This is a genomic window from Pseudomonas sp. B12(2026) (genome assembly GCF_057767015.1).
In genome coordinates this window covers 305,409-328,194 of the sequence record NZ_CM173430.1, presented here as the reverse complement: position 1 = coordinate 328,194, position 22,786 = coordinate 305,409, and the positions used below count along the sequence as shown (strand labels likewise).

Annotated in this window: 20 protein-coding genes; 5 read left to right on the top strand and 15 right to left on the bottom strand. The window is 67.8% G+C overall.

Annotated features, from left to right (window positions below):
* Window positions 1-243: 243 nt before the first annotated feature.
* Window positions 244-570 carry a thioredoxin TrxA gene (gene trxA, locus AC3B6A_RS01565; protein ID WP_084313849.1) on the bottom strand — a complete coding sequence of 109 codons (327 nt, stop codon included), beginning with the start codon at window positions 568-570 and terminating at the stop codon, window positions 244-246.
* 191 nt (window positions 571-761) lie between these two features.
* Between trxA and ppx the strand changes: the two genes are divergently transcribed.
* Window positions 762-2,264, top strand: a complete 1,503-nt coding sequence (gene ppx, locus AC3B6A_RS01560) for an exopolyphosphatase (protein ID WP_488400581.1) — start codon at window positions 762-764, stop codon at window positions 2,262-2,264.
* A 329-nt stretch (window positions 2,265-2,593) separates the two neighbouring features.
* Here the strand turns inward: ppx and ppk1 are convergent, their stop codons facing one another.
* Both ppk1 and hemB read right to left on the bottom strand, forming a co-directional pair.
* On the bottom strand, window positions 2,594-4,786 hold the full coding sequence (ppk1, locus tag AC3B6A_RS01555; RefSeq protein WP_488400580.1) for a polyphosphate kinase 1: 2,193 nt from the start codon (window positions 4,784-4,786) through the stop codon (window positions 2,594-2,596).
* A gap of 22 nt (window positions 4,787-4,808) precedes the next feature.
* The gene (hemB, locus tag AC3B6A_RS01550) at window positions 4,809-5,822 is read right to left on the bottom strand and encodes a porphobilinogen synthase (RefSeq protein WP_488400579.1); all 1,014 of its coding nucleotides are present in this window, start codon (window positions 5,820-5,822) and stop codon (window positions 4,809-4,811) included.
* A 232-nt stretch (window positions 5,823-6,054) separates the two neighbouring features.
* Here hemB and AC3B6A_RS01545 point away from each other — a divergent pair, with 232 nt between their 5' ends.
* Complete coding sequence (locus tag AC3B6A_RS01545) at window positions 6,055-6,615, top strand: DedA family protein (RefSeq protein WP_488403752.1); 561 nt, start codon at window positions 6,055-6,057, stop codon at window positions 6,613-6,615.
* Window positions 6,616-6,619: 4 nt separating this feature from the next.
* Here the strand turns inward: AC3B6A_RS01545 and AC3B6A_RS01540 are convergent, their stop codons facing one another.
* Window positions 6,620-7,861 carry a sterol desaturase family protein gene (locus AC3B6A_RS01540; protein ID WP_488400578.1) on the bottom strand — a complete coding sequence of 414 codons (1,242 nt, stop codon included), beginning with the start codon at window positions 7,859-7,861 and terminating at the stop codon, window positions 6,620-6,622.
* A 138-nt stretch (window positions 7,862-7,999) separates the two neighbouring features.
* Here AC3B6A_RS01540 and elbB point away from each other — a divergent pair, with 138 nt between their 5' ends.
* On the top strand, window positions 8,000-8,653 hold the full coding sequence (gene elbB / locus AC3B6A_RS01535; protein WP_488400577.1) for an isoprenoid biosynthesis glyoxalase ElbB: 654 nt from the start codon (window positions 8,000-8,002) through the stop codon (window positions 8,651-8,653).
* A 164-nt stretch (window positions 8,654-8,817) separates the two neighbouring features.
* Here the strand turns inward: elbB and AC3B6A_RS01530 are convergent, their stop codons facing one another.
* The 4 genes from AC3B6A_RS01530 to AC3B6A_RS01515 form a co-directional block, all read right to left on the bottom strand.
* On the bottom strand, window positions 8,818-9,288 hold the full coding sequence (locus AC3B6A_RS01530; RefSeq protein ID WP_488400576.1) for a YaiI/YqxD family protein: 471 nt from the start codon (window positions 9,286-9,288) through the stop codon (window positions 8,818-8,820).
* Between the two features lie 74 nt (window positions 9,289-9,362).
* On the bottom strand, window positions 9,363-11,264 hold the full coding sequence (locus AC3B6A_RS01525; RefSeq protein WP_488400574.1) for an FTR1 family protein: 1,902 nt from the start codon (window positions 11,262-11,264) through the stop codon (window positions 9,363-9,365).
* A gap of 126 nt (window positions 11,265-11,390) precedes the next feature.
* On the bottom strand, window positions 11,391-12,020 hold the full coding sequence (locus tag AC3B6A_RS01520) for a LysE family transporter (RefSeq protein WP_488400573.1): 630 nt from the start codon (window positions 12,018-12,020) through the stop codon (window positions 11,391-11,393).
* A 261-nt stretch (window positions 12,021-12,281) separates the two neighbouring features.
* Window positions 12,282-14,192 (bottom strand): ATP-binding cassette domain-containing protein, encoded by a 1,911-nt coding sequence (locus AC3B6A_RS01515; RefSeq protein WP_488400572.1) that lies wholly within the window; start codon window positions 14,190-14,192, stop codon window positions 12,282-12,284.
* 47 nt (window positions 14,193-14,239) lie between these two features.
* Between AC3B6A_RS01515 and AC3B6A_RS01510 the strand changes: the two genes are divergently transcribed.
* Window positions 14,240-14,704 (top strand): TIGR02444 family protein, encoded by a 465-nt coding sequence (locus tag AC3B6A_RS01510; RefSeq protein ID WP_488400571.1) that lies wholly within the window; start codon window positions 14,240-14,242, stop codon window positions 14,702-14,704.
* Window positions 14,705-14,707: 3 nt separating this feature from the next.
* Here the strand turns inward: AC3B6A_RS01510 and AC3B6A_RS01505 are convergent, their stop codons facing one another.
* The 3 genes from AC3B6A_RS01505 to AC3B6A_RS01495 form a co-directional block, all read right to left on the bottom strand.
* Window positions 14,708-15,715, bottom strand: a complete 1,008-nt coding sequence (locus tag AC3B6A_RS01505; protein ID WP_488400570.1) for an AlgP family protein — start codon at window positions 15,713-15,715, stop codon at window positions 14,708-14,710.
* A gap of 398 nt (window positions 15,716-16,113) precedes the next feature.
* A complete protein-coding gene (rsd, locus tag AC3B6A_RS01500) occupies window positions 16,114-16,581 on the bottom strand; it encodes a sigma D regulator (protein ID WP_488400569.1) in 468 nt (155 codons plus the stop codon).
* A 255-nt stretch (window positions 16,582-16,836) separates the two neighbouring features.
* Window positions 16,837-17,322 (bottom strand): disulfide bond formation protein B, encoded by a 486-nt coding sequence (locus AC3B6A_RS01495; protein ID WP_488400568.1) that lies wholly within the window; start codon window positions 17,320-17,322, stop codon window positions 16,837-16,839.
* 177 nt (window positions 17,323-17,499) lie between these two features.
* On the opposite strand from AC3B6A_RS01495, the gene AC3B6A_RS01490 reads away from it, so the two are divergent.
* Window positions 17,500-18,585, top strand: a complete 1,086-nt coding sequence (locus AC3B6A_RS01490) for a PQQ-dependent sugar dehydrogenase (RefSeq protein ID WP_488400567.1) — start codon at window positions 17,500-17,502, stop codon at window positions 18,583-18,585.
* Between the two features lie 45 nt (window positions 18,586-18,630).
* Here AC3B6A_RS01490 and AC3B6A_RS01485 read toward each other — a convergent pair whose 3' ends face one another.
* From AC3B6A_RS01485 to hemC, 4 genes are read right to left on the bottom strand one after another with little or no spacing between them, the layout of a single operon-like run.
* Window positions 18,631-19,863, bottom strand: coding sequence for a heme biosynthesis HemY N-terminal domain-containing protein (locus tag AC3B6A_RS01485; protein WP_488400566.1), 1,233 nt, complete (start codon window positions 19,861-19,863; stop codon window positions 18,631-18,633).
* A complete protein-coding gene (locus tag AC3B6A_RS01480) occupies window positions 19,860-20,969 on the bottom strand; it encodes a uroporphyrinogen-III C-methyltransferase (protein WP_488400565.1) in 1,110 nt (369 codons plus the stop codon). Before AC3B6A_RS01480 ends, AC3B6A_RS01485 begins: the two co-directional genes overlap by 4 nt.
* Before the next feature lie 15 nt (window positions 20,970-20,984).
* Entirely contained in the window at window positions 20,985-21,755 is a 771-nt protein-coding gene (locus AC3B6A_RS01475) for a uroporphyrinogen-III synthase (RefSeq protein ID WP_488400564.1), read from the bottom strand.
* A complete protein-coding gene (gene hemC / locus AC3B6A_RS01470; RefSeq protein ID WP_488400563.1) occupies window positions 21,752-22,693 on the bottom strand; it encodes a hydroxymethylbilane synthase in 942 nt (313 codons plus the stop codon). Before hemC ends, AC3B6A_RS01475 begins: the two co-directional genes overlap by 4 nt.
* Window positions 22,694-22,786: the final 93 nt, after the last annotated feature.

Sequence of the window (22,786 nt, the reverse complement as noted above, 5' to 3'; positions counted from 1 at the left end):
AGAAGGGGACGTAAATACGCTGAAAGAGGAAAAGGGAACAAGCGTGAAGCTTGAAGAGCCGTGCCGCAGAGTGACGACAGGATCGCTTGGAATTCGAGTAGGAAGTGCGTCGGCGACGGCTTGCAGGGGACAACGCAATCAACGTTGTGCGCCCGAATTTAACACCCGGACCCAGGAGCGTCTAGGGGGAATGAAAGAAAAAAGCCCCGCCAGGTTGCGGGGCTTTTCGTACGGGCTTCGACTTCAGATGTTGCTGTCGAGGAAGGCCGCCAGCTGGGACTTGGACAGTGCGCCGACCTTGGTCGCCTCGACATTGCCGCCCTTGAACAGCATCAGGGTCGGAATGCCGCGCACGCCGTACTTCGGCGGGGTGTCCTGGTTCTCGTCGATGTTCAGCTTGCAGACTTTCAGCTTGCCCTGATAGTCCTTGGCGATCTCGTCGAGTACCGGGGCGATCATCTTGCACGGGCCGCACCATTCGGCCCAGTAGTCGACCAGCACAGGACCATCGGCCTTCAGCACGTCCTGTTCGAAGCTGGCATCGGTAACATTGACGATATGTTCGCTCATGTAATCTCTCCGTCAATCGGATGCGAAAAAGTGTCCGCCATCATAGCCCGCCCGGGCCCGCACCGAAAGGCGCAGCTGATTGAGTCTCTCTATCGCTGACGCGGCAACAACTGATCGGTGACATCCCCTTCATTGGCACCACCGGCCTAAAATGGCAGGATGTCTCCCGTATCTGTCCGGACCTTCGAAACATGCCCCATACCCCAGCCAAGACCTTCCCCTTGATCGCAGCCATCGACCTCGGCTCGAACAGTTTCCACATGGTTTTGGCGAAGACCGATCACGGCGAGATACGCATCCTTGAGCGGCTGGGCGAGAAAGTCCAGCTGGCCGCCGACATCGGCGAAGACCGCATGCTCAGCGCCGAATCCATGCAGCGCGGCTTCGATTGCCTGAAGCAGTTCGCCCAGTTCATCAGCGGCATGCCGCCGGGCTCGGTGCGCGTGGTGGGCACCAACGCCCTGCGCGAGGCACGCAACCGCGCCGACTTCATCCGCGTCGCCGACCAGATCCTCGGCCACCCGGTGGAGGTGATCTCCGGCCGCGAAGAAGCGCGCCTGATCTACCTGGGCGTCTCCCACACCCTGCCGGACACCTCCGGCCGCCGCCTGGTGGTGGACATCGGCGGCGGCAGCACCGAGTTCATCATCGGCCAGCGCTTCGAATCGCAGCTGCGCGAAAGCCTGCAGATGGGCTGCGTGAGCTTCACCCAGCGCTACTTCAAGGACGGCAAGATCACCCCGGCCCGCTACGCCCAGGCCTACACCTCGGCGCGCCTGGAGCTGATGAGCATCGAGAACAGCCTGCACCGCCTGGGCTGGGACGAGGCGGTGGGCGCATCCGGCACCATCCGCGCCATCTGCGTGGCGATCCAGTCCGGCGGCCACGGCAACGGCGAGATCAACCCCGAAGGCCTGGCCTGGCTCAAGCGCAAGATGTTCAAGCTGGGCGAGGTCGACAAGCTCGACATCGACGGCATCAAGCCCGACCGCCGGCCGATCTTCCCGGCGGGCCTGGCGATCCTCGAGGCGCTGTTCGACGCCCTCGAGCTGAGCCGCATGGACCACTCCGAAGGCGCCCTGCGCGAAGGCGTGCTCTACGACCTGCTGGGCCGCCACCACCACGAGGACGTCCGCGAGCGCACCATCGGCGCGCTGATGGAGCGCTACCACGTCGACCCGGAGCAGGCCGCGCGCGTCGAGGCCAAGGCGCTGAAGTCGCTGGACCAGGTGGCCGACGCCTGGGAACTGAAGGACGAATGGCACCGCGAGCTGCTGGTGTGGGCCTCCCGCGTCCACGAGCTGGGCCTGGACATCGCCCACTACCACTATCACAAGCACGGCGCCTACCTGCTCGAACACTCGGATCTGGCGGGCTTTTCCCGCCTCGACCAGCAGACCCTGGCGCTGCTGGTGCGCGGCCACCGCCGCAATATCCCGGCGGACCGCTTCAACGAACTGGGCGACGAGGGCGACAAGCTGATCCGCCTGTGCATCGTGCTGCGCTTCGCCATCCTCTTCCACCACATCCGCGGCACCCAGCAGATGCCGGCGGTGACCCTCCAGGTCTCCGCCAGAAGCCTGAGCATCCGCTTCCCGGAAGGCTGGCTGACCTCCAACCCGCTGACCCAGGCGGATTTCGAGCAGGAAGCCGGCTGGCTTGCCCGCGTGGGTTACCAGCTCAGCGTGAGCTGATCGCCGTCCCTGCCCGGGACAGAAAGGCCCCGGCGTGCGAACGCCGGGGCCTTTTCGTTTCTGCCGACCGAGGATCGTGGCCGGGACCCGTGCCGCAGGAGCGGACCTTGTCCGCGATAGCCGGACCTGCCGACGCGTTTCGCGGACGGAGTCCGCTCCTACAAGAGCGAAGCCCCCGGTGGCCACTCGCCCTGTCGGAGCGGGCTCCGTCCGCGATCAGCGACCGAGCGCCGGCTTCGCGAGCAATCTCGCTCCTGCGAAAAGCCCGGCCGCGGACATGAAAAAGCCCCGCCGCGAACGGCAGGGCTTTTCCAGAGACAGCAGCCGGATCAGCGCGAATTGATCACCGGCGTGCACAGGCGCTCGAGCAGCATGGCCTGCGAGTTGCGGGCGTTCTGGTTGCCAGTCGGGGACTGGCGCTGGTAGCTGCCGTCGGACTGCAGCACCCATGCCTGGGTGTTGTCGGCGAGGTACGACTCCAGCTCCTTCTTGACGCGCTGCACCAGCTTCTTGCCTTCCACCGGGAAGCAAGTCTCCACGCGCATGTCGAGGTTGCGCTCCATCCAGTCGGCGCTGGAGAGGAACAGCTTCTCGTCGCCGCCATTGAGGAAGTAGTAGATCCGGCTGTGTTCGAGGAAGCGGCCGATGATCGAACGCACCTGGATGTTGTGCGACACCCCCGGCACGCCCGGCCGCAGGCAGCACATGCCACGCACGACGAGGTCGATCTTCACCCCGGCCTGGCTGGCCTTGTACAGCGCGCGGATCACCTTGGAGTCGGTCAGCGAGTTGACCTTGGCCATGATCTGCGCCGGCTTGCCCTCGGCGGCGTGGGCGGCCTCGCGGTTGATCATCTCCAGCAGGTTCTTCTTCAGGGTGAAGGGCGCGTGCAGGAGCTTCTTCATGCGCAGGGTCTTGCCCATGCCGATCAGCTGGTTGAACAGCTTGTGCAGGTCCTCGCAGAGCGCCACGTCGGCGGTCAGCAGGCTGTAGTCGGTGTACAGGCGGGCGTTGCCGGCGTGGTAGTTGCCGGTCCCCAGGTGCGCGTAGCGGCGCAGCTCGCCATCCTCGCGACGGAGGATCAGCATCATCTTGGCGTGGGTCTTGAAGCCGACCACGCCGTAGATCACCACCGCGCCGGCCTGCTGCAGGCGGCTGGCCAGCTGCAGGTTGGATTCTTCGTCGAAGCGCGCCCGCAGTTCGATCACCACGGTGACTTCCTTGCCGTTGCGCGCGGCCTCCACCAGGGCGTCGACGATCTCGGAGTTGGCGCCGGAGCGGTACAGCGTCTGCTTGATCGCCAGCACGCTGGGGTCCTTGGCGGCCTGGCGCAGCAGGTCGACCACCGGGGTGAAGGACTCGAACGGGTGCATCAGCAGCACGTCGAGCTTGCCCAGCACGTTGAACAGGTTTTCCTTCTTCTGCAGCAGCTTCGGAATCACCGGGGTGAACGGCGGGTACTGCAGCTCCGGGTGGCTGGCCAGGCCGGTGACGCTGAACAGGCGGGTCAGGTTGACCGGACCGCTGACCTTGTACAGCTCGTTGTCGGACAGGCCGAACTGCTTGAGCAGGTAGTTGGACAGGTGCGTCGGGCAGGTGTCCACCACCTCCAGGCGCACGGCGTCGCCGTAGCGGCGCGAGAAGAGTTCGCCGCGCAGCGCGCGGGCCAGGTCCTCGACGTCCTCGGCATCCACCGAAAGGTCGGCGTTACGGGTCAGGCGGAACTGGTAGCAGCCCTTCACCTTCATGCCGTGGAACAGGTCGTCGGCATGGGCGTGGATCATCGAGGAGAGGAAGACGTAGTTGTCGCCGGCGCCCGCGACGTCTTCCGGCAGGCGGATGATCCGCGGCAGCGAGCGCGGCGCCGGGATGATCGCCAGGCCCGAGTCGCGGCCGAAGGCGTCCAGGCCTTCCAGCTCGACCATGAAGTTCAGGCTCTTGTTCACCAGCAGCGGGAACGGGTGGGTCGGATCGAGGCCGATGGGGGTGACGATCGGCGCGATCTCGTCGCGGAAGAAGCGGCGGACCCAGGCCTTGATCTTCGGCGTCCAGTAGCGGCGGCGGATGAAGCGGATGTCGTGCTTGGCCAGCTCCGGCAACAGGATGTCGTTGAGGATGCTGTACTGGCGGGCGACCTGCTCGTGCACCTGCTCGCTGATGCGCGCCAGCGCCTGGTGCGGCAGCAGGCCGTCGGCGCCGGCCTGTTCGCGGGCGAAGGTGATCTGCTTCTTCAGGCCGGCGACGCGGATCTCGAAGAATTCGTCGAGGTTGCTGGAGAAGATCAGCAGGAACTTCAGACGTTCCAGCAGCGGGTAGGACTCATCCAGCGCCTGTTCCAGCACGCGGATGTTGAACTGCAGCTGCGAGAGCTCGCGATGAATGTAGAGGGCGCTGTCATCCACGTTGACCGCAGGGGCGGCCACCTCCGGGGGCGGAGGCGTCGCTTCGGTGGTCTCGGCCACGACGATTTCGGTGGTGTCAGCTTCGAGGAGTTCGGTTTCGCTAAGGCCTTCGGTATTCATCGCAAGTCTCGTCGACGGGGGGTCAGCCCCCCCTTTTCAGTTGTTCTGCAGCACGTTTGGCGAAGTAGGTCAGGATGCCATCTGCGCCGGCGCGTTTGAAGGCCAGCAGCGACTCCAGGATGACCGCTTCGCTGAGCCAGCCGTTCTGGATGGCGGCCATGTGCATCGCGTACTCGCCGCTGACCTGGTAGACAAAGGTCGGCGCGCGGAATTCGTCTTTCGCCCGGCGAACGATGTCGAGGTACGGCATGCCCGGCTTGACCATGACCATGTCGGCGCCTTCGGCGAGGTCAGCGTAGATCTCGTGCAGCGCTTCGTCGCTGTTGGACGGGTCCATCTGGTAGGTGGCCTTGTTGCCCTTGCCGAGGTTGGCGGCCGAGCCGACCGCATCGCGGAACGGGCCGTAGTAGGCGCTGGCGTACTTGGCCGAGTAGGCCATGATGCGGGTGTTGATGTGCCCGGTGGATTCCAGCGCTTCGCGGATCGCGCCGATGCGGCCGTCCATCATGTCCGACGGTGCGACCACCTGGGCGCCGGCTTCGGCGTGGGACAGCGCCTGCTTGACCAGCACATCGACGGAAACGTCGTTCAGCACGTAGCCATCTTCGTCGAGGATGCCGTCCTGGCCATGGATGGTGAAGGGGTCCAGCGCCACGTCGGTGATGATGCCCAGCTCCGGGAAGCGCTCGCGCAGGGCGCGGGTGGCGCGCTGGGCGATGCCGTCGGGGTTGAAGGCTTCGGCGCCATCGAGGGACTTCTTCTCCAGCGGGGTCACCGGGAACAGCGCCAGGGCCGGGATGCCCAGCTCCACCAGTTCCTCGGCTTCCTTGAGCAGCAGGTCGATGGACATGCGCTCCACGCCCGGCATCGAGGGCACCGCCTCGCGCTGGTTCTTGCCGTCGAGGACGAACACCGGAAGGATCAGATCATTGGTGGTCAGTACGTTCTCGCGCACCAGACGACGGGAAAAGTCGTCACGACGATTGCGGCGCAGTCGGGTGAAGGGGAAGGCACGATCGGCAGGAATGAAGCTCACGGCGTACTCCAGGGCCTGGACAGCAGGCACAGTGTGACAGTTATAGGCGCAGATTATGACCGATTGGTAACAAGCGGTGACAGTGACCCGTGGTCGCGGCAACCTGCCGCACCGGCCGGGCGCCAGCGAACGCCGGGCGGGAGTTGCCCCAGATCACTGGGGACGACCGGCACGCCTTCCCCCGGAGCGGCAACCGCGTTAGGCTTCGCGTTCATTTCGCTGCGCTGCCTCGATAATGCTCCAACAATTCCTGCAGGATTTCGGCTATCTCGCCCTGTTCCTCGGCACCTTCTTCGAGGGCGAGACCATTCTGGTACTGGCCGGTTTCCTGGCATTTCGCGGCTATATGCAGCTGGAATGCGTGATCGCCGTCGCCTTCCTCGGCAGCTACGCGGGCGACCAGCTGTGGTACTTCCTCGGCCGCCGCCACGGCCGCAAGCTGCTCTCGCGCAAGCCGCGCTGGCAGCAGATGGGCGACAAGGCGCTGGAGCACGTGCGCAAGCATCCCGACCTGTGGGTGCTGAGCTTCCGCTTCGTCTACGGCCTGCGCACCGTGATGCCGCTGGCCATCGGCCTGTCCGGCTATCCGCCGCTGCGCTACCTGCTGCTCAACGGCATCGGCGCCATTGTCTGGGCCTCCGCGCTGGGCTCGGCGGCCTACTCCTTCGGCAGCGTCCTCGAAGGCGTGCTGGGCAACGTCAAGAAATACGAGCTGATGGTGCTTGGCGGCCTGCTGGTCATCGGCCTGCTGCTCTGGCTGCGCCGCCGCTTCAAGAGCGCCAGCAAGGGCTGAGCCTTCAGGCGGTGGCCTGGGGCAGCCGTTCGGCGCGCCGCAGGCCCAGCAGCCCGATCAGGCTCGCCAGGGTGTAGACCGCCAGCGCCCAGGGCGCCCACTGCGGCAGCCCGATCCCGCCCCACAGCGCCAGCATCGCCAGCGCCGGCACGTTCAGCGCCAGCCGCAGCACCTCCATGCGCAACGCCCAGGCGCGGTTCTCCAGCCAGCAGCCGATGGCGTAGAGCCCGAACGCCATCCAGGCCCAGCCGATCACCAACGGCATCACCTGCCAGCCCTCCCCCACGCCCAGCAGCCAGGTGCCGAGCACCACGTAGCCGGCGAACTGCAGCGCCGCATACCACTGGCGAGCGCGCCCCAGCGGCACGTCGAACTTGCGGAACGTGCTCAGGTCGGGCTTTTCCACCGGATAGCGCCGGGCGACATCCTCCGGGCGCCAGCCGGTGCGCATGAACCAGATGCGCAGCTTGTCCCGGACGCTGCCGGCACGGCGCGCGTCCCGCCAGAGCTGCGCATAGACCTGCAGGTTGGCCCACAGCGGGTTCCAGCTGGCCAGCGGCGCGGTCACGCCGAACACCACCGGCTCCGCGTCCAGCTCTTCCTGGAAGGTGCCGAACAGGCGATCCCAGAGGATGAACACGCCGCCGTAGTTGCGATCCATGTAGAGCGGGTTCTGCGCATGGTGCACCCGGTGGTTGGACGGGGAGACGAAGATCCACTCGAACCAGCCGAGCTTGGGAATGTGCCGGGTATGCACCCAGAACTGGTACAGCAGGTTCATCGCGGCGACCGTGAGGAACACCAGCGGCGGCACGCCGGCCACCGCCATCGGTAGGTAGAAGATCCAGCCGAAGATGAAGCCGGTGCTGGTCTGCCGCAGCGCCGTGGAGAGGTTGTAGTCCTCGCTCTGGTGGTGCACCGCGTGCGCGGCCCAGAGCACGTTGCGCTCATGGCCCAGGCGATGGTTCCAGTAGTAGCAGAAGTCGTAGAAGACGAAGGCGAACATCCAGACCCAGGGGCTCTGGGCGGACAGCTCGAACAGCGCCAGGTGCCGCCAGGCGATGCCGTAGGTCACCAGGCCCAGCCCCTTGGTCAGCAGGCCGCTGGTGGTGGACAGCACCCCGGCGCTGAGGCTGTTCAGCGCATCGCTCAGGCGATAGGTGTGCATGCCCCGCCAGCGGTCGGCGAGCAGCTCGATCGCGATCAGGAGGAAAAAGAACGGAACGGCGAAGAGGATGTAGTTCATGGCGCGACCGAGTCGTTATGCTTATGGGAGGTCCTGGCTCATCGATCCTAGCCCCTTGCCCCAGGCCGGCCACGACCGCCGGCGACAACCCGGGCGGCATATAGCGACACGTCCGGCCCCCTCGAACAGGAGCAGTCCATGCAGAAGAAAGTTGCCGTCATCCTCTCCGGCTGTGGCGTCTACGACGGCGCGGAAATCCACGAAAGCGTGATCACCCTGCTGCGCCTTTCCCAGCGCGGCGCGAAGGTGCAGTGCTTCGCCCCGGACATCGCCCAGCACCACGTGCTCAACCACCTGACCGGCGAGGAAATGGCCGAGAGCCGCAACGTGCTGGTGGAGTCCGCGCGCATCGCCCGTGGCGAGGTGAAGGATATCCGCGAGGCACAGGTCGAAGACTTCGACGCACTGGTCATCCCCGGCGGCTTCGGCGCCGCGAAGAACCTCAGCAACTTCGCCTTCAAGGGCGAACAGTGCGAGGTGCAGCCGGACGTGCTGGCCCTGGCCAAGGCCTTCGCCGCGGCGAAGAAGCCGGTCGGCCTGTTCTGCATCGCCCCGGCGATGGCCGCGCGCATCTATGGCGACGGCGTGCAATGCACCATCGGCACCGACGAAGGCACCGCCCAGGCACTGACCCGCATGGGCGCCAAGCACATCGACTGCGCCGTGGAAGGCATCGTCGAGGACACGGCCCACAAGCTGGTCACCACCCCGGCCTACATGCTCGCGCAATCCATCGCCGAAGCCGCTTCGGGCATCAACAAGGCGATCGACCGGCTGCTGGAGCTGGCCTGAGGGTGCAGGGCTTTTGATCCCGTAGGACCGGACCTTGTCCGCGATGACCTCCGGCGCGGTTCGGACCTTTCGCGGACAAGGTCCGCTCCTACGCAAAGCCCCGCCCAGACAATCCCGCTCGAAATGAAAACGCCCGGCACTGCCGGGCGTTTTCGTTTCCAGGTTCAGACCTTGCGGTTCTGTGCCTCGCGCATCAGGCGCGTCAGCAACCGGTCCAGGCCATTGGCAAAGGCCTGCCGGTCCTTGTCGCCATAGGGCGCCTGCCCTCCTCCCACCTGCCCCTGCTCGCGCAGGTCGGTGAACAGGTTGCGCACCGCGAGGCGCTCGCCCATGTTCTTCTCGTCGAACTCGCGGCCACGCGGGTCGAGGGCATCGACGCCCTTCTTCACCAGCCGGTCGGCCAGCGGCACATCGCTGCAGATCACCAGGTCGCCCGGCTCGGCCTGCTCCACCAGGTAATCGTCGGCGGCATCCATCCCGCTGGGCACCACCACCAGACTGACGCAGGCGAACGGCGGCTTGGCCACGGGCTGGCCGGCGACCATCACCACCTCCAGCTTGCGCTTGAGGGCGAACTTCGCCACCAGTTCCTTGGCCGCGCGTGGGCAGGCGTCGGCGTCGATCCAGATACGCATCGGGGAAAACCTTCCTTCGAAAAGCACGACGGCCAGTATCGCACTGGCCGTCGTGAACCACGTCGTTCAGCGCATCAGGAGGATGCGATGCTCTCCGCCTTGCGGCGCTCGGCGAGGTAGCTGCGGCTGTAGAACACCACCACCGCCAGCAGCGCCAGGGCCTGGGCCGACAGCGAGTAGGCATCGGCCTTGATGCCCAGCCAGTCGAAGTCGAAGAAGGGCACCGGACGGGTGCCGAGCACCCCGGCTTCCTGCAGCGCGACCACGCCATGGCCGGCGAAGACCACGGACAGGGCGCAGAGCAGCGCGGCGTTGGCGGTGAAGAACTGCTTGAGCGGCAACCGGGCCGAGCCGCGCAGGATCACCCAGGCGATGCCGACCAGGATCACCACGGCGCTGCCGGCGCCGGCGATCACCGCGTTGTGTCCGGCCGGGCCGGCCTGCAGCCAGAGGGTCTCGTAGAACAGGATGACCTCGAACAGCTCGCGGTAGACCGAGAAGAACGCCAGCACGGCGAAGCCGAAGCGGCCGCCGCCACCGACCAGGCTGCTGCGGATGTAGTCCTGCCAGGCGGCGGCGTGGCGACGGTCATGCATCCACACGCCGAGCCAGAGCACCATCACGCAGGCGAACAGCGCGGTGAAGCCCTCGATCAGCTCGCGCTGGGCGCCGCCGATGTCGATCACATAGGCGGCTACCGCCCAGGTGGCGAAGCCGGCGACGAAGGCCAGGCCCCAGCCCAGGTGCACGCCGCGCACCGCCTTCTCCTGCCCGGTGTTGCGCAGGAAGGCGAGGATCGCCGCCAGCACCAGGATCGCTTCCACGCCTTCGCGCAGCAGGATCAGCAGGGCCGAGACGAAGCTGATGGAGAAACTCAGCGAGTCGCCGCTGAGGGCCTTCGCGGCCTCAGCCAGCTTGCCCTTGGCCAGTTCCAGCTGCTGCGCCGCCGCGGCTTCCGGCAGGCCGTCGCGCAGCGCCTGGCGATAGGTCATCAGCTGCTTTTCCGTGGCCTTGCGCAGGTCGGGGGCGACGTTGTCCAGCGAGCTTTCCACCAGCTCGAAGCCTTCCAGGTAGGCGGCCACGGACAGGTCGTAGGCCTGGTCGTGGTCGCCGGAACGGTACACGGCGAAGCTCTTGTCCAGGGTCGCAGTGGTGAAGTCGATCAGCTGCGCCGGGCCGCGATGCTCCAGCGGCGGATGGGCGCGCAGGGCACGGAAGCTCTCGGCCGCGGCCTCGCCATCGCGCCGGGCGACGTCCGCCGGGGTTTCGGTGGCCAGGGTCGCCAGCGGGTAGCTGCGGGCCGGGTCGGCTTTCGCCTGGGCACTGCCGAGGCCGGCGATGTAGGCCGCCATGTCCCAGCGCTGACGCTCGTCGAGCTGGTCGGCGAAGGCCGGCATGTCGGTGCCGGCGACGCCCAGGCCGATCACGTTGCGCAGGTCGTACAGGCTCAGCTGGTCCAGGCGCGCGCGGTTGGTCAGGTTGCCGGGCGGCGGCTCCAGGCCGATGCCCGCCGGACCGTCACCCTTGCCGGTGGCGCCGTGGCAGATCGAGCACTGCTGGGCGTAGGTCTCCGCGGCGCGGGCCGGGTCGGGGGTTATCGCGGGAGTCTGCACCACCTGGTAGACATCGGCGATGCGCACTTCCAGATGGCGCGCCAGCTGGGCGACCTGCTCGCCGGGCTGGCGCTGCTCGATGGCCTGCCGGAGGGCGTCGGCGGCCTTCTCCAGGTCGGCGCGCTCGGGGCGGGCCGGCAGGGCCAGGATCAGCGCATGGAGATTGCCGACGAACTCCAGCTGCTCCTTGTACTCGCTGGCGTCGGCGATATTGCCGTCGGCAACGGTCGCCGGGTAGTCGGCGGCGAGGTAACTGAGCAGGTGAAGCGCTTGGGAGGGGTCGACAGCCGTGTCGGCGTGAACTCCAAGGCTGAAAAGGCCGACCAGCGGCAACAGCCAGACGAGAAGTTTGGAAGGTTGCATAGCGGAAGGTAAATGAGAATGAAAGAGTTTAAATTGTCGCCTCCGGGCGACCGCTATGCAAGGACAATGTCCGGGAAACCGCAGCCGAGGCGTCCGTGACGACGCCCGGGCCCCCGTGCCAACGCCTCAGGCCTGGGCGCGGTGCACGCTGGCGAGCAGGCCGGCAGCGCCCACGAACAGGGTCGCGAAGGTCCGGTTCACCACCGTCTGCTGGCGCGGCGAGCGCAAGGCACGCAGCACGCGGGCGGCCAGCCCGGTGTAGCCGGCCATGACGATCAGGTCCACGCAGATCATGGTCACGCCCATGATCACGTACTGGATCAGCATCGGCCGGTGCGGGTCGACGAACTGCGGCAGCACCGCGAGCATGAAGATCACCGCCTTGGGATTGCTGGCGTTGACCAGGAAGCCGCGCAGCACCAGCGTCAGCGGCCGGCCGATGGGGCGCTCGCCGCCGGCTTCCATCGCCTGCGGCGGCGAGGTCCACTGGCGGTAGGCGAGGTAGACCAGGTAGGCCACGCCGAACCATTTGATCACGCTGAACGCCAGCGCCGAGGTCGCCAGCAGCGCGCCCACGCCGGCGGCGACGACGGCGATCTGCAAGGCCAGGCCGATCTGCAGGCCCAGGGCGTTCCAGTAGCCGCGCCAGAAACCGTACTGCAGCCCGCAGGACATCGAGGCGATGGCCCCGGCGCCCGGCGACAGGCTGATCACCCAGCAGGCGATGAAGAAGGCGAACCACGTACTGGCGAGCATCTGGAACCTCACGGCGCCCAGGGGCGCAATAATCTGTTACGGAGGGCCAGTGTGCCCTAGTCACGGCGCGCCGCCCAGCACCGTCGACCAGGGAACGCTCACCTGAGCGAGCGCGCTCCCGCGGACGGAAAACCCGACTCGCCGTTGCGCAGGTTCACCGGCTCTTCGCGGCGTCGGCGCGCGCTCCAGGCCGCACGCGGGAGGAACGCCACAACAGTCAGGCAGGCCCGGGCCACGCCATTAACGCGGCCCGCATCCCCCTTACTCGCTGGCCTCCAGCTCGCGCTGCAGTTCCTCGAGGGTTTCCAGCGCCATCAACCAGTCCTCTTCCAGCTCGCCTTCGCGGACCTTGAGGGTGGACTGGCGGGCCAGCAGGTCACGCAGCTCGTCCTTGCGCGCCGCCTCGTAGAGCGCGCTGTCGCCCAGGCGCCCTTCCAGCTCGGCGAGCTGCTCGTGGACCTTGCCCAGTTCCTTCTCCAGCTTGTCCGCCTCGCGCTTGTGCGGCGCCAGTTGCTGGCGCAGCGCGGCGGCGGCCTGGCGCTGGGCGCGCTTGTCGGTCTTGTCGCCGGCTGGCGCGACAGGCGCGGCCGGCGCCTGGCGGGAACGGAAATCCACCAGCCAGCGCGCGTAATCCTCCAGATCCCCGTCGAATTCGCGGACGCGCCCGTCGGCCACCAGCAGGAACTCGTCGGTGGTGCTCTTGAGCAGGTGACGGTCGTGGGACACCACCACCACGGCGCCGGAGAATTCCTGCAGCGCCATGGTCAGCGCCAGGCGCATTTCCAGGTCGAGGTGGTTGGTCGGTTCGTCGAGCAGCAGCAGGTTGGGCTTCTGCCAGGCGATCAGCGCCAGGGCCAGGCGCGCCTTTTCGCCACCGGAGAAGTTCAGCACCGGCTCGTCGCAGCGGTCGCCACGGAAGTCGAAGCCGCCGAGGAAGTCGCGCAGGGTCTGCTCGCGTTCGGCTGGGGCGATGCGCGCCAGGTGCAGCAGCGGGCTGGCCTTGGGGTCCAGCGAGTCGAGCTGGTGCTGGGCGAAGTAGCCGATGGCGAGGTTCTCGCCACGGGCGAGCTCGCCGGAGAGCAGCGACAGGTCGCCGGACAGGGTCTTGATCAGGGTCGACTTGCCCGCGCCGTTGGGGCCGAGCAGGCCGATGCGCGCGCCGGGCACCAGCTGCAGCTTGACCTTCTCCAGCACGGTCTTGTCGCCGTAGCCCAGGCGGGCTTCGGAAAGGTTGAGCAGCGGGCTGGAAATCTTGTCGGACTCGCGGAAGCTGAAGTCGAACGGCGAATCGACGTGGGCCGGCGCCAGTTCTTCCAGGCGTTCCAGCGCCTTGATCCGGCTCTGCGCCTGGCGGGCCTTGGTGGCCTGGGCGCGGAAGCGGGCGATGTACTTTTCCATGTGCGCGCGCTGCGCCTGCTGCTTCTCGTAGGCCTGCTGCTGCTGCGCCAGGCGCTCGGCGCGGGTGCGCTCGAAGGCCGAGTAGCCGCCGCGATAGAGCGTCAGCTTGCGCTGTTCGAGGTGGGCGATGTTGTCCACCACGGCATCGAGGAAGTCGCGGTCGTGGGAGATCAGCAGCAGCGTGCCCGGGTAACCCTTGAGCCACTCCTCCAGCCAGAGGATGGCGTCGAGGTCGAGGTGGTTGGTGGGTTCGTCGAGCAGCAGCAGTTCGGACGGGCACATCAGTGCCTGCGCCAGGTTCAGGCGCATCCGCCAGCCACCGGAGAAGTCGCCGACGCGGCGCTCCATCTGCTCGGCGGTGAAGCCCAGGCCGGCCAGCAGCTTGCGCGCACGGGCATCGGCGGTGTAGCCGTCGGCGCTGTCCAGCTCGCTGTGCAGGCGCGCCAGCGCGGTACCGTCGTGGGCCTGTTCGGCGGCGGCGAGGTCCGCCTGGATCTTGCGCAGGTGGACGTCGCCGTCGAGCACATAGTCGACGGCGAGGCGGTCGAGGGTCTCGACCTCCTGGCGCATGTGCGCGATACGCCAGTCGGCGGGCAGGTAGCAGTCGCCAGCGTCCTGGCCGAGCTGGCCACGCAGCAGGGCGAACAGGCTCGACTTGCCGGCGCCGTTGGCGCCGATCAGGCCGACTTTCTGTCCGGGATGCAGGGTGAGTTCGGCTCCTTCCAGCAAGCGCTGGGGGCCACGCTGTAGCGTAAGATTTTGTAGTCGAATCATGGCCGCGGAGTTTATCAGCTTCGCCTGGCGATCGCTGAGGGTGCTCCATGTCTGATGATGTCTGGTCGTATGCCCTGGAACTCTACGCCCGCCCGGGCGTGGAGGCGGCGTGCCTGTCGCTGCAGGAGGACGGCGCGGACGTCTGCCTGCTGCTCGCAGCGGCCTGGCTGGGAAGTGCCGGCGTGGCCTTTGCGCAGGCGCGAATGATCACGCTGGAGGATACGGCGCGAGCGTGGCGCGAAGAGGTGATCGTGCCGCTGCGCTCCCTGCATCAGCGCTGGCGCGAACCGGCGCAGCGGGATGCGGCGTTGGCGCCATTGCGCGAACGTCTCAAGCAGCTCGAACTGGATGCGGAAAAGGTGCTGCTGCAACGGCTGGGGAAGGTGGCGCAGGCGTGGCCCCGGAACGAGGCGGAAGACTTGTCGCGCTGGCTGGATGCAGCGGCGGGGGACGCGGGCAGCTTGCGCCGCGATGCGCGGGAATCCCTGCGCATCGCGGCGAGCCTCTCCTGAGCCTCAGGAAGCGCTGGAGGTGCTGCTGGCCGGAGCGGCCGGTGCCGGAGTGGCGCTGGCAGCCGGGGCGGTCGGCTGAGCAGCCGGTGCGGCGGGCGCTACCGGAGCGGCCGGTTTGGCGGCCACGGGCTTGGCAGCGGGCTTCGCAGCCGGTTTGGCGGCGGGCTTGGCAGCAGCAGGCTTGGCAGCCGGTTTGGCAGCCGGTTTGGCGGCAGGTTTCGCAACAGCGGCCTTGGCCACCGGCTTGGCGGCGGGCTTGGCAGCGGCAGGTTTGGCAGCCGGTTTGACGGCAGGCTTCGCGGCGGCGGCTTTGGCGGCCGGCTTGGCGGCAGGTTTCGCAGCAGCGGCTTTGGCAGCCGGCTTGGCGGCAGGCTTGGCAGCCGGCTTGGCAGCCGGCTTGGCGGCGGGCTTCGCGGCAGCAACTTTAGCAGCCGGCTTCGCGGCAGGCTTGGCAGCGGCGGCCCTGGCAGCCGGTTTGGCGGCGGGCTTGGCAGAGGCGGCTTTGGCAGCGGGCTTGGCAGCAGCGGCTCTGACAGCCGGCTTGGCGGCGGGCTTCGCAGCGGCGGCCCTGGCAGCCGGCTTGGCTACCGGCTTGGCGGCAGCGACCGGCTTGCGGTTGGCCAGGGACTTGCCAACGGCTTCCTTCACCTTGGTCACACCCTGGGCGAGCTTCAGGCTCTCCTGCACATCGCGCTTGAGGTTGGCGATGTAGGCGCGGGTTTCGGTCTGGCGGGTCTTCAGGGTTTCCAGCGCCTCGTCCAGCTCGGCGATGGCGGACTTCGCCTTGGCCTGCGCCTTGGCCTTGCCCTCTTTGGTGGCGTCCTGCAGTTTGGTGCGCGCCTTGTGCAGCTTCTCTTGCGCCTTGCCGCGTTGTTTCTCGAGTTTGGCGAGGAGCTGTTCGGCATCGACGAGAGCCTGCTTGCAGGCTTCTTCGAGGTGATCGATCAGGCTATGGGACAACTGCTGCAGCAGGTGCAACGGAGTAGTGACGGGTTTCTTGTTGGCCGACATGACGTGCCTCCTGGCGGACGTGGTTGCGCCCATACTAGCCCCGTCGGCAGCCGCTCGCCACTGTGCCGATCGAGCTGCAACCCGCGCCCGGCATAATCTCCAGCCGATTTCACCGCCAGCAGAACCCGGGTTGCATCGCGCACCGCTCCGCTTGCTCTTCGCATCGCTGCCGGTCAGTGCGGCCCCCGGGGACGAACTCCCCTGCAGCCAGGGCGTGCAACCGGGCGAGCGGATGCAGCAGGCAGTCCCCGGCATCGCCGGCGGCAAGCCGCCGGAAAGCCTGCGCCAGAGCTGTCGCGGCGAGCTGTGGGGTTCAAGGTGGAGCTGCTGAAGAACCGCTGAAACAAAAACGGCGCGATCGCTTCAAGCGTTCGCGCCGTCTTCGGCCTGACGGTCGATCAGACCGCGGCGACTTTCTGTCCGTGGGCGTTGTGCAGCACCTCGATCAGGCAATCTTCCAGTTCGAAGCGTTCGTGCAGTTGCTGGCGCAGGTTCTTCAGCTCGCTGGTCAGGCAGGTGCCTTCGCGGCAGTCGCCGTTGTCGCAGCGGTCGTTGAAGTTGAGCGCGTTGGCGGTGATGGTTTCAAGGCGGGGATAGATCTGCTTGGCCAGTTCCAGACCCCGGGTGTCACCGAAGGCCTGCGCTTCGTTCATCAGTTGTTCGTAGACTTCGAAGTGTCCCGCCGACACGTAGTCGAGCAGGAGCTGGCAAAAACTCTGCAGGGATTGGGCGTTGGTCTTCGGTGCCTGGACGCCGTCCAGGGAATCGAATGCCCGGACCAGTTCATGTCGATCCCTGAGCCAGCGGTCGATCAGCTGGTGTACGCCTCCCCAACGTTCCTGGGCATTACGGCAGCTCTCGAGCATGTTGTCCTCACTTCCCTTGTCGCCGTCCCGGCAATGTCCGCCCCGGGACAATATTCTGTCGAACCTCGACATCCGCGTGAGTGGGTTTTCTTCGGCGGCGGCTTTCCGGCGGAATGGAAACCCAGAGTATGCCCGCCGGTTTCTGCCTTCAAGACGCTGGCGCGCGGAAAATTAATACGAGCGTTTAATCGGCAGGCCGCGCGCCCTCTGGCCTGCATCGGACAGCGCAGGCCAGGGCCGGAACGACTGCGACGCTCAGCCGCGTCGGCGGAAGAACTGGAAGATGGCGAACAGCGCGAAGGCGATGAAGGCGAGCAGGCTCCACTCCGGGATGCTCAGGCTGAGCAGGGTCCAGTTGACCTCCGCGCAGTCGGCCGAACCGTGGAACATGGTCCACAGGATGTCGGCGTAGGGCATGCTCTCCATCATGTATTCCAGCGGCGGCAGGCAGGCAGGCAGCTGGTCCGGCGGCAGGGTCTGCAGCCAGATCTGGCGGCCCGCGGTGCCGGCGCCGGCCAGCGAGCAGAGCAGGATCAGCACCGAATACACCCGATAGCCGCGGCCGTGCAGCCCGGCGATCAGCGCGAACAGCCCGGCGCCGGCGAAGAAGATGCGCTGCAGGATGCACAGCGGGCAGGGCTCCAGCCCGACCACGTACTGCAGGTAGAAGCCGGTGCCGAGCATGGCGGCGCAGGCGAGGAAGGCGAGGAAGAACAGGGAACGAGGGCTGGCCAGGTTCATGGCGGCTCCGCTGAATGGGCTGCTGCAGGAAGGGCGCTACGGTAGAGGAAAGTCCGCCGCCGTTTCAAGGCGGCAGTCGTCATACCCGTCTGTGTTCAAGCCGATCCGTGACCATCTCGAGAAAGATGGGAGGGCGCCGCCTAAACTGCCGGTGGCACTCATCCGGGAATCCACGCCATGCGTCGTCGCCTGCCACTTTTCGCGTTGCTGTGCCTGGCCAGCCTGCCGGCCTGTTCGGACAACGCCCTGGAGCACATCCGGCTGCCGGAGGGCTTCCACATCAGCCTGCTCACCGACCAGGTGCCCGGCGCGCGCGCCATGGCCTGGGGCGATGCGGGCACCCTGTTCGTCGGCAGCATGAGCGCCGGCAAGGTCTACGCGGTACGCCCGGACGGCCGCGTCTCGACGGTGGCCGAAGACCTGCAGATGCCGGTGGGCGTCGCCTTCCGGGACGGCGACCTGTACGTCTCGGCGGTCAGCCGCATCCTGGTGCTGCGCGGTATCGAGGAGCGCCTCGACGCACCGCCCGAGCCCGAGGAACTCCCTGCGCGGTTCCCTTCCGAGACAGCCCACGGCTGGAAGTTCATCGCCTTCGGCCCGGACGGCAAGCTCTATGTTCCGGTGGGCGCGCCCTGCAACCTCTGCCGCCCGGACCGCGAGCGCTACGCCAACCTGCAGCGTATGAACCCGGACGGCAGCGCCCGCGAAGTGGTCGCCCACGGCATCCGCAACAGCGTCGGCTTCACTTGGCATCCGCAGACGCACCAGCTCTGGTTCACCGACAACGGCCGCGACCTGCTCGGCGATGAGCAACCGAGCGACGAACTGAACAGGCTCAGCCGCGTCGGCGAGGATTTCGGCTATCCCGATTGCCACCAGGGCGACATTGCCGATCCCGAGGAAGGCCGGACGCCCTGCTCCGCCTTCACCCCGCCGGTGGCCAGGCTCGGCCCGCACGTCGCGGCGCTGGGGCTGCGCTTCTACACGGGCGATCAGTTCCCGCCGGAGTACCGCAACAACCTGTTCATCGCCGAGCACGGCTCGTGGAACCGCAGCCGGAAGATCGGCTACCGCATCGCCCGGGTGGAGCTCGACGGGGACGGCTCGCTCAAGCGCCAGAGCGTGTTCGCCGAAGGCTGGCTGGACGAAAACGGCAGGGTCCGCGGCCGGCCGGTCGACGTGCTGGTGGCGCCCGACGGCGCGCTGCTGGTGAGCGACGACGAGAACGGGGCGATCTACCGCATCCGCTACGGCAAACCCTGAGAAACGCAAACGGCGCCCGGAGGCGCCGTTTTTCCCGCATCCGGATCAGGCCCGGACAGCCAGCGGCGACGAAGCCGGCGGCGCCAGCAGGCCCAGGCCCTCCTGGAACAGCTGGTTGCTGCGCTCCACCTCGCCCAGCTGCGCCAGCAGGCGCGCCAGCTCGGCGCAGGTTTCCGCGCTGCGCTGCCGCGCAAGGCTGGCTTCCAGATATTCGCGCGCCTTGCCCCACAGCTTGTTCTGCAGGCTCAGGCGGCCAAGGGTGAGCAGCAGCCCGGCATCGTCCGGATGCGCCTTCAGCCAGCCTTCGGCGGTCTGCAACTGGCGACCGGCGTCACGGCTGCGGGACAGGCCGTAGAGCTGCACCAGACGGTCGTCGTAGCCCTCCTTGAGCGCCTTGCGCAGCACCTCCTCGGCTTCCTCCGGCGCGCCCAGGCGCAGCAGCTGCTGGGCGTAGGCCGCCACCAGCGGCGCCTGACCCCGCAGGTTGCCCGGCAGGTTCTGCCAGCGCTGGGTCAGCGGCTGCAGGCTGCTCTCGCCCTGTCCCACACCCTGCTCGCCGGCCTCGCCGAGCGAGGCGATCCAGCTGCGGCGTTCCAGATCGGCCAGTTCGGCATTCTTCAGCACCCGTTCCTTGCGCAGCTCGGGCAACAGCACGCAGAGCGCCTGCCAGTCGTGGAGGCTGACGTAGAGCTGCTGGAGCAGGCGCAGCACGGTGTGATGACGCGGATGGTCCTCGTGCAGCTTGTCCAGCACGCCGCGCGCCTGGCTGAAGTCGCCACGGTTGATCAGCAGCTGGGCGCGGGTCAGGCCCACCGCCAGCGCGGCGCCCGGCTCGCGCTGCTGTGCGTGCTTGAGCAGTTCGTCGCACTCCTCGTCGCGGCCCAGCTCGTTCGCCGCCCGCGCCGCGCCCAGGTAGTGCGACAGCGGTCGATCGCTCAGCTCGGCGGCGCGGCGCAGGTGGCGCAGGGCCTGCTGCCAGTGCCCTTCGGCGAGGTCGCGCTGGCCGTTCTCCTCGGCCAATTGCGAACGACGGAGGCGGTTGAAGCGCGACCAGGGATTGACCACCCGCCCGGAAACGCCCAGCAGGCGCAGCACCAGGCGCACGGCCAGGTACAGCACCCAGAGCACCACCAGCAGCGCGAGGAAGGTCCACAGGCTGGATTCGTAGCGGAAGCTCTTGTAGGCGATCAGCACGTAGCCGGACTGTTCGGCGACGGCCAGCCCGATCAGGGTGGCGGCCAGCACGACGGCCAGGATCAGCACATAGACGCGGCTCATGGCTGGTTCCCCGCGTCGGGCGCGACGGTTTCCTGCTGCGCGGCATCGGCGTCGCGGCGCGCGAGGTAGGCCTGCAGCGCGCTGAGGGCGGGGCCCAGGTCCGGCGCCTGGACGCTGACGGCCTGACCGCTCAGTTCATCGAGGCGCGTCGCCAGGGCGCGGCTGTCGGCGAGCTCGGCGTTGAAGAAGTCGCCGACGATCTGCCGGGCCTGCTTCAGCGCCTGCTGGTAGACCTCCTGCTTGCCGTTCAGGGCCGCCCACTGCGCCTGCTCCAGCGCCAGGCTGAGGGCCAGGCGCACACGGTCGAGCTGCTGGCCGGAGAGCAGCGGGCGGATGTCCTGGCCGGCATTGAAATCGATACGCACGTAGCGGGAGATGCGCTCCCACCACAGGTCCCAGGTGCTGCTGCCATCGCCCCAGGCGGTGCTGGTGGTGACGGCGCTGTCATCGGCCTTGAACGCCGGGTTGAGCGGCTGCAGCTGCGCGGCCTGGTCACGCAGGGCGCCCAGTTGCAGGAACAGCCCGGTGCGGTCCGGACGCGGCAGGCTGCGCAGCGCCTCCAGGCTCTTGGCCAGTTGCTCGCGGGCGGCGAAGGCGCCCGGGTCGTTCTGCCGGCGCAGGATGTCGTCGGCGCCCTGCACCAGCTCGGTGGCGCTGTCGATGTCCTGCAGCGCGGAGAGGCGCAGCGCGGCCAGACGCAGCAGGTGCTCGGCCTCGGCGAGGCGCCACTGCTGGCGGCCCTGCCCCAGCACCTGCTTGAGCTGCTTGGCCAGCTGCTGCTGGTCGCCCTGCAGTTCCACCACCAGACGGCGGCGGGCGTCGAGCTCATCGGCGCTCGGCAACGCGTCGAGGCGCTTGTTCAGCTCGGCGTTGCTGTTCTGTACGCTCTGCGCCTGCCCGCGGACATCCTCCAGCTGGGCGGCGCGCTGCTGTTCGGCAGTCTTGAGCTGCTGGACTTGCCAGATGCCCCAGCCACCCGCAGCGAGGCCGGCGGCGCCGACCAGCAGGGCCAGCAGGGCGATGCCGGTGCCGCCCTTGCGAGGTGCCGGCTCACGGGCCGGATTGGTCGGAGTGGGAGTCTCTTGGGGAGTGACGGCTTCGCTCACAGATCCATCCTTCGCTCAGAAATTGTTCTCGTCGGCGCTTCGCAGCGCCTCCATCAGTGCCGCAGCGCTGGCGCCCCGACAGTCGATCACGCGCTGCGCCCCCAGCTCGCGGGCCTGCTCGGCCACGCGCGGGCTGGGCACGAACAGCGGCAGCGCACTCACCTGCGGCCAGTCCTGCTCCGCCAGACGATACAGATGTTCCAGCCCCTGCCCGCTGCTGATCGCCACGGCGTTCAGCTGTTCGTCGCGGATGCGCCTTGCCAGCTCGCCCGGGGGATAGGACGGCAGCTCGCGACGGTAGAGTTCCAGATAGTCGACCGCCACGCCTTGGCCGCGCAGGCAGTCGGCGAGGAATTCCCGGCCACCTTCGCCCCGCAGGATCAGCACCTTCGGATCGTGCACCTGCAGCGCCTGCGCCAGCGCCGGCAGCCGCAGCAGGGCTTCGCTGTCGTCGCCGTCGGCGGGGCAGTGCACGGTCAGGCCGTAGTCTTCGAGGATAGCCGCGGTCGCCGCGCCGACGCTGAACCAGCTCTGGTTCAGCGGCGGCTGCGGCCAGTAGCGGTCCAGCCGCTCCAGGCCCAGGCGCGCCGCCGGCTTGCTGACCACGATGACCGCGCAGTAGCGGTCGAGATCGAGGACCAGGCTGCGCTCGGCCGGCGACTCTTCCCGCTCGACGATCGCCAGCAACGGCAGGCTGGCGCTGTGGATGCCCGCTTCGGCGAGGCTAGCGGCCAGTGCCGCGCACTCATCCTCGGGACGGGTCAGCAGCAGCCGCCAGTGGCTCACGGGTGACCGGCCTCGCCGTACACCGCGGTGAGGATGTCCTGCGCGCCCTGCTCCAGCAGGTCCTCGGCCACCTTCACGCCAAGGGCCTCGGCGTCGGCCAGCGGCGCGCGCGCCTCGGCGCGCAGCAGTTGGGAGCCGTCAGGCTGGCCGACCAGGCCGCGCAGCCACAGCTGATTGCCTTCGAGCACGGCGTAGCAGGCGATCGGCACCTGGCAGCCACCGTTGAGACGCTTGTTCAGGGCGCGCTCGGCGGTGACGCGGACGGCGGTTTCGGCGTGATGCAGCGGCGCCAGCAGCGCGTGGATTTCCACGTCGGCGGTACGGCATTCGATGCCCACCGCGCCCTGGCCGCCAGCCGGCAGGCTGGCTTCGACGCCGATGGAGGAGCGGATGCGGTCTGCGAAGCCGAGGCGGATCAGGCCGGCGGCGGCGAGGATGATGGCGTCGTAGTCGCCGGCATCCAGCTTGGCCAGGCGGGTGTTGACGTTGCCGCGCAGGAAGCGGATCTGCAGGTCCGGCCGGCTGGCCAGCAGCTGCGCCTGGCGGCGCAGGCTGGAGGTGCCGACCACGCTGCCGGCGGGCAGCTCATCGAGGCTGGCATAGGTGTTGGAAACGAAGGCGTCGCGCGGGTCTTCGCGCTCGCAGATGCAGTACAGGCCCAGGCCCTCGGGGAAGTCCATCGGCACGTCCTTCATGGAGTGCACGGCGATGTCCGCCTCGTTCTGCAGCAGCGCGGTTTCCAGTTCCTTGACGAACAGCCCCTTGCCGCCGATCTTCGCCAGCGGCGCGTCGAGCAGCTTGTCGCCGCGGCTGGTCATCGGCAGGAGGGTCACGGTCAGGCCGGGATGGGCCTGTTCCAGGCGGGCCTTGACGTATTCGGCCTGCCACAGGGCCAGCGCGCTCTGGCGCGTGGCGATACGGATTTCGCGAGAGGACATGGGCATTTCCGTGCAATAGAGCGTGCAAGAGACGACCCGCATCATAACAGCTCGCGCGCGCAGAAGCCTGGGCAGCGGCCCCAGGCTTCACGC

Bases quoted from the DNA above. Each gene is read 5' to 3' on its own strand.
- trxA (WP_084313849.1), bottom strand. From the start codon at position 570: ATGAGCGAACATATCGTCAATGTTACCGATGCCAGCTTCGAACAGGAC.
- ppx (WP_488400581.1), top strand. From the start codon at position 762: ATGCCCCATACCCCAGCCAAGACCTTCCCCTTGATCGCAGCCATCGAC.
- ppk1 (WP_488400580.1), bottom strand. From the start codon at position 4,786: ATGAATACCGAAGGCCTTAGCGAAACCGAACTCCTCGAAGCTGACACC.
- AC3B6A_RS01540 (WP_488400578.1), bottom strand. From the start codon at position 7,861: ATGAACTACATCCTCTTCGCCGTTCCGTTCTTTTTCCTCCTGATCGCG.
- elbB (WP_488400577.1), top strand. From the start codon at position 8,000: ATGCAGAAGAAAGTTGCCGTCATCCTCTCCGGCTGTGGCGTCTACGAC.
- AC3B6A_RS01530 (WP_488400576.1), bottom strand. From the start codon at position 9,288: ATGCGTATCTGGATCGACGCCGACGCCTGCCCACGCGCGGCCAAGGAA.
- AC3B6A_RS01525 (WP_488400574.1), bottom strand. From the start codon at position 11,264: ATGCAACCTTCCAAACTTCTCGTCTGGCTGTTGCCGCTGGTCGGCCTT.
- AC3B6A_RS01520 (WP_488400573.1), bottom strand. From the start codon at position 12,020: ATGCTCGCCAGTACGTGGTTCGCCTTCTTCATCGCCTGCTGGGTGATC.
- AC3B6A_RS01515 (WP_488400572.1), bottom strand. From the start codon at position 14,192: ATGATTCGACTACAAAATCTTACGCTACAGCGTGGCCCCCAGCGCTTG.
- AC3B6A_RS01510 (WP_488400571.1), top strand. From the start codon at position 14,240: ATGTCTGATGATGTCTGGTCGTATGCCCTGGAACTCTACGCCCGCCCG.
- AC3B6A_RS01505 (WP_488400570.1), bottom strand. From the start codon at position 15,715: ATGTCGGCCAACAAGAAACCCGTCACTACTCCGTTGCACCTGCTGCAG.
- rsd (WP_488400569.1), bottom strand. From the start codon at position 16,581: ATGCTCGAGAGCTGCCGTAATGCCCAGGAACGTTGGGGAGGCGTACAC.
- AC3B6A_RS01495 (WP_488400568.1), bottom strand. From the start codon at position 17,322: ATGAACCTGGCCAGCCCTCGTTCCCTGTTCTTCCTCGCCTTCCTCGCC.
- AC3B6A_RS01490 (WP_488400567.1), top strand. From the start codon at position 17,500: ATGCGTCGTCGCCTGCCACTTTTCGCGTTGCTGTGCCTGGCCAGCCTG.
- AC3B6A_RS01485 (WP_488400566.1), bottom strand. From the start codon at position 19,863: ATGAGCCGCGTCTATGTGCTGATCCTGGCCGTCGTGCTGGCCGCCACC.
- hemC (WP_488400563.1), bottom strand. From the start codon at position 22,693: ATGTCCTCTCGCGAAATCCGTATCGCCACGCGCCAGAGCGCGCTGGCC.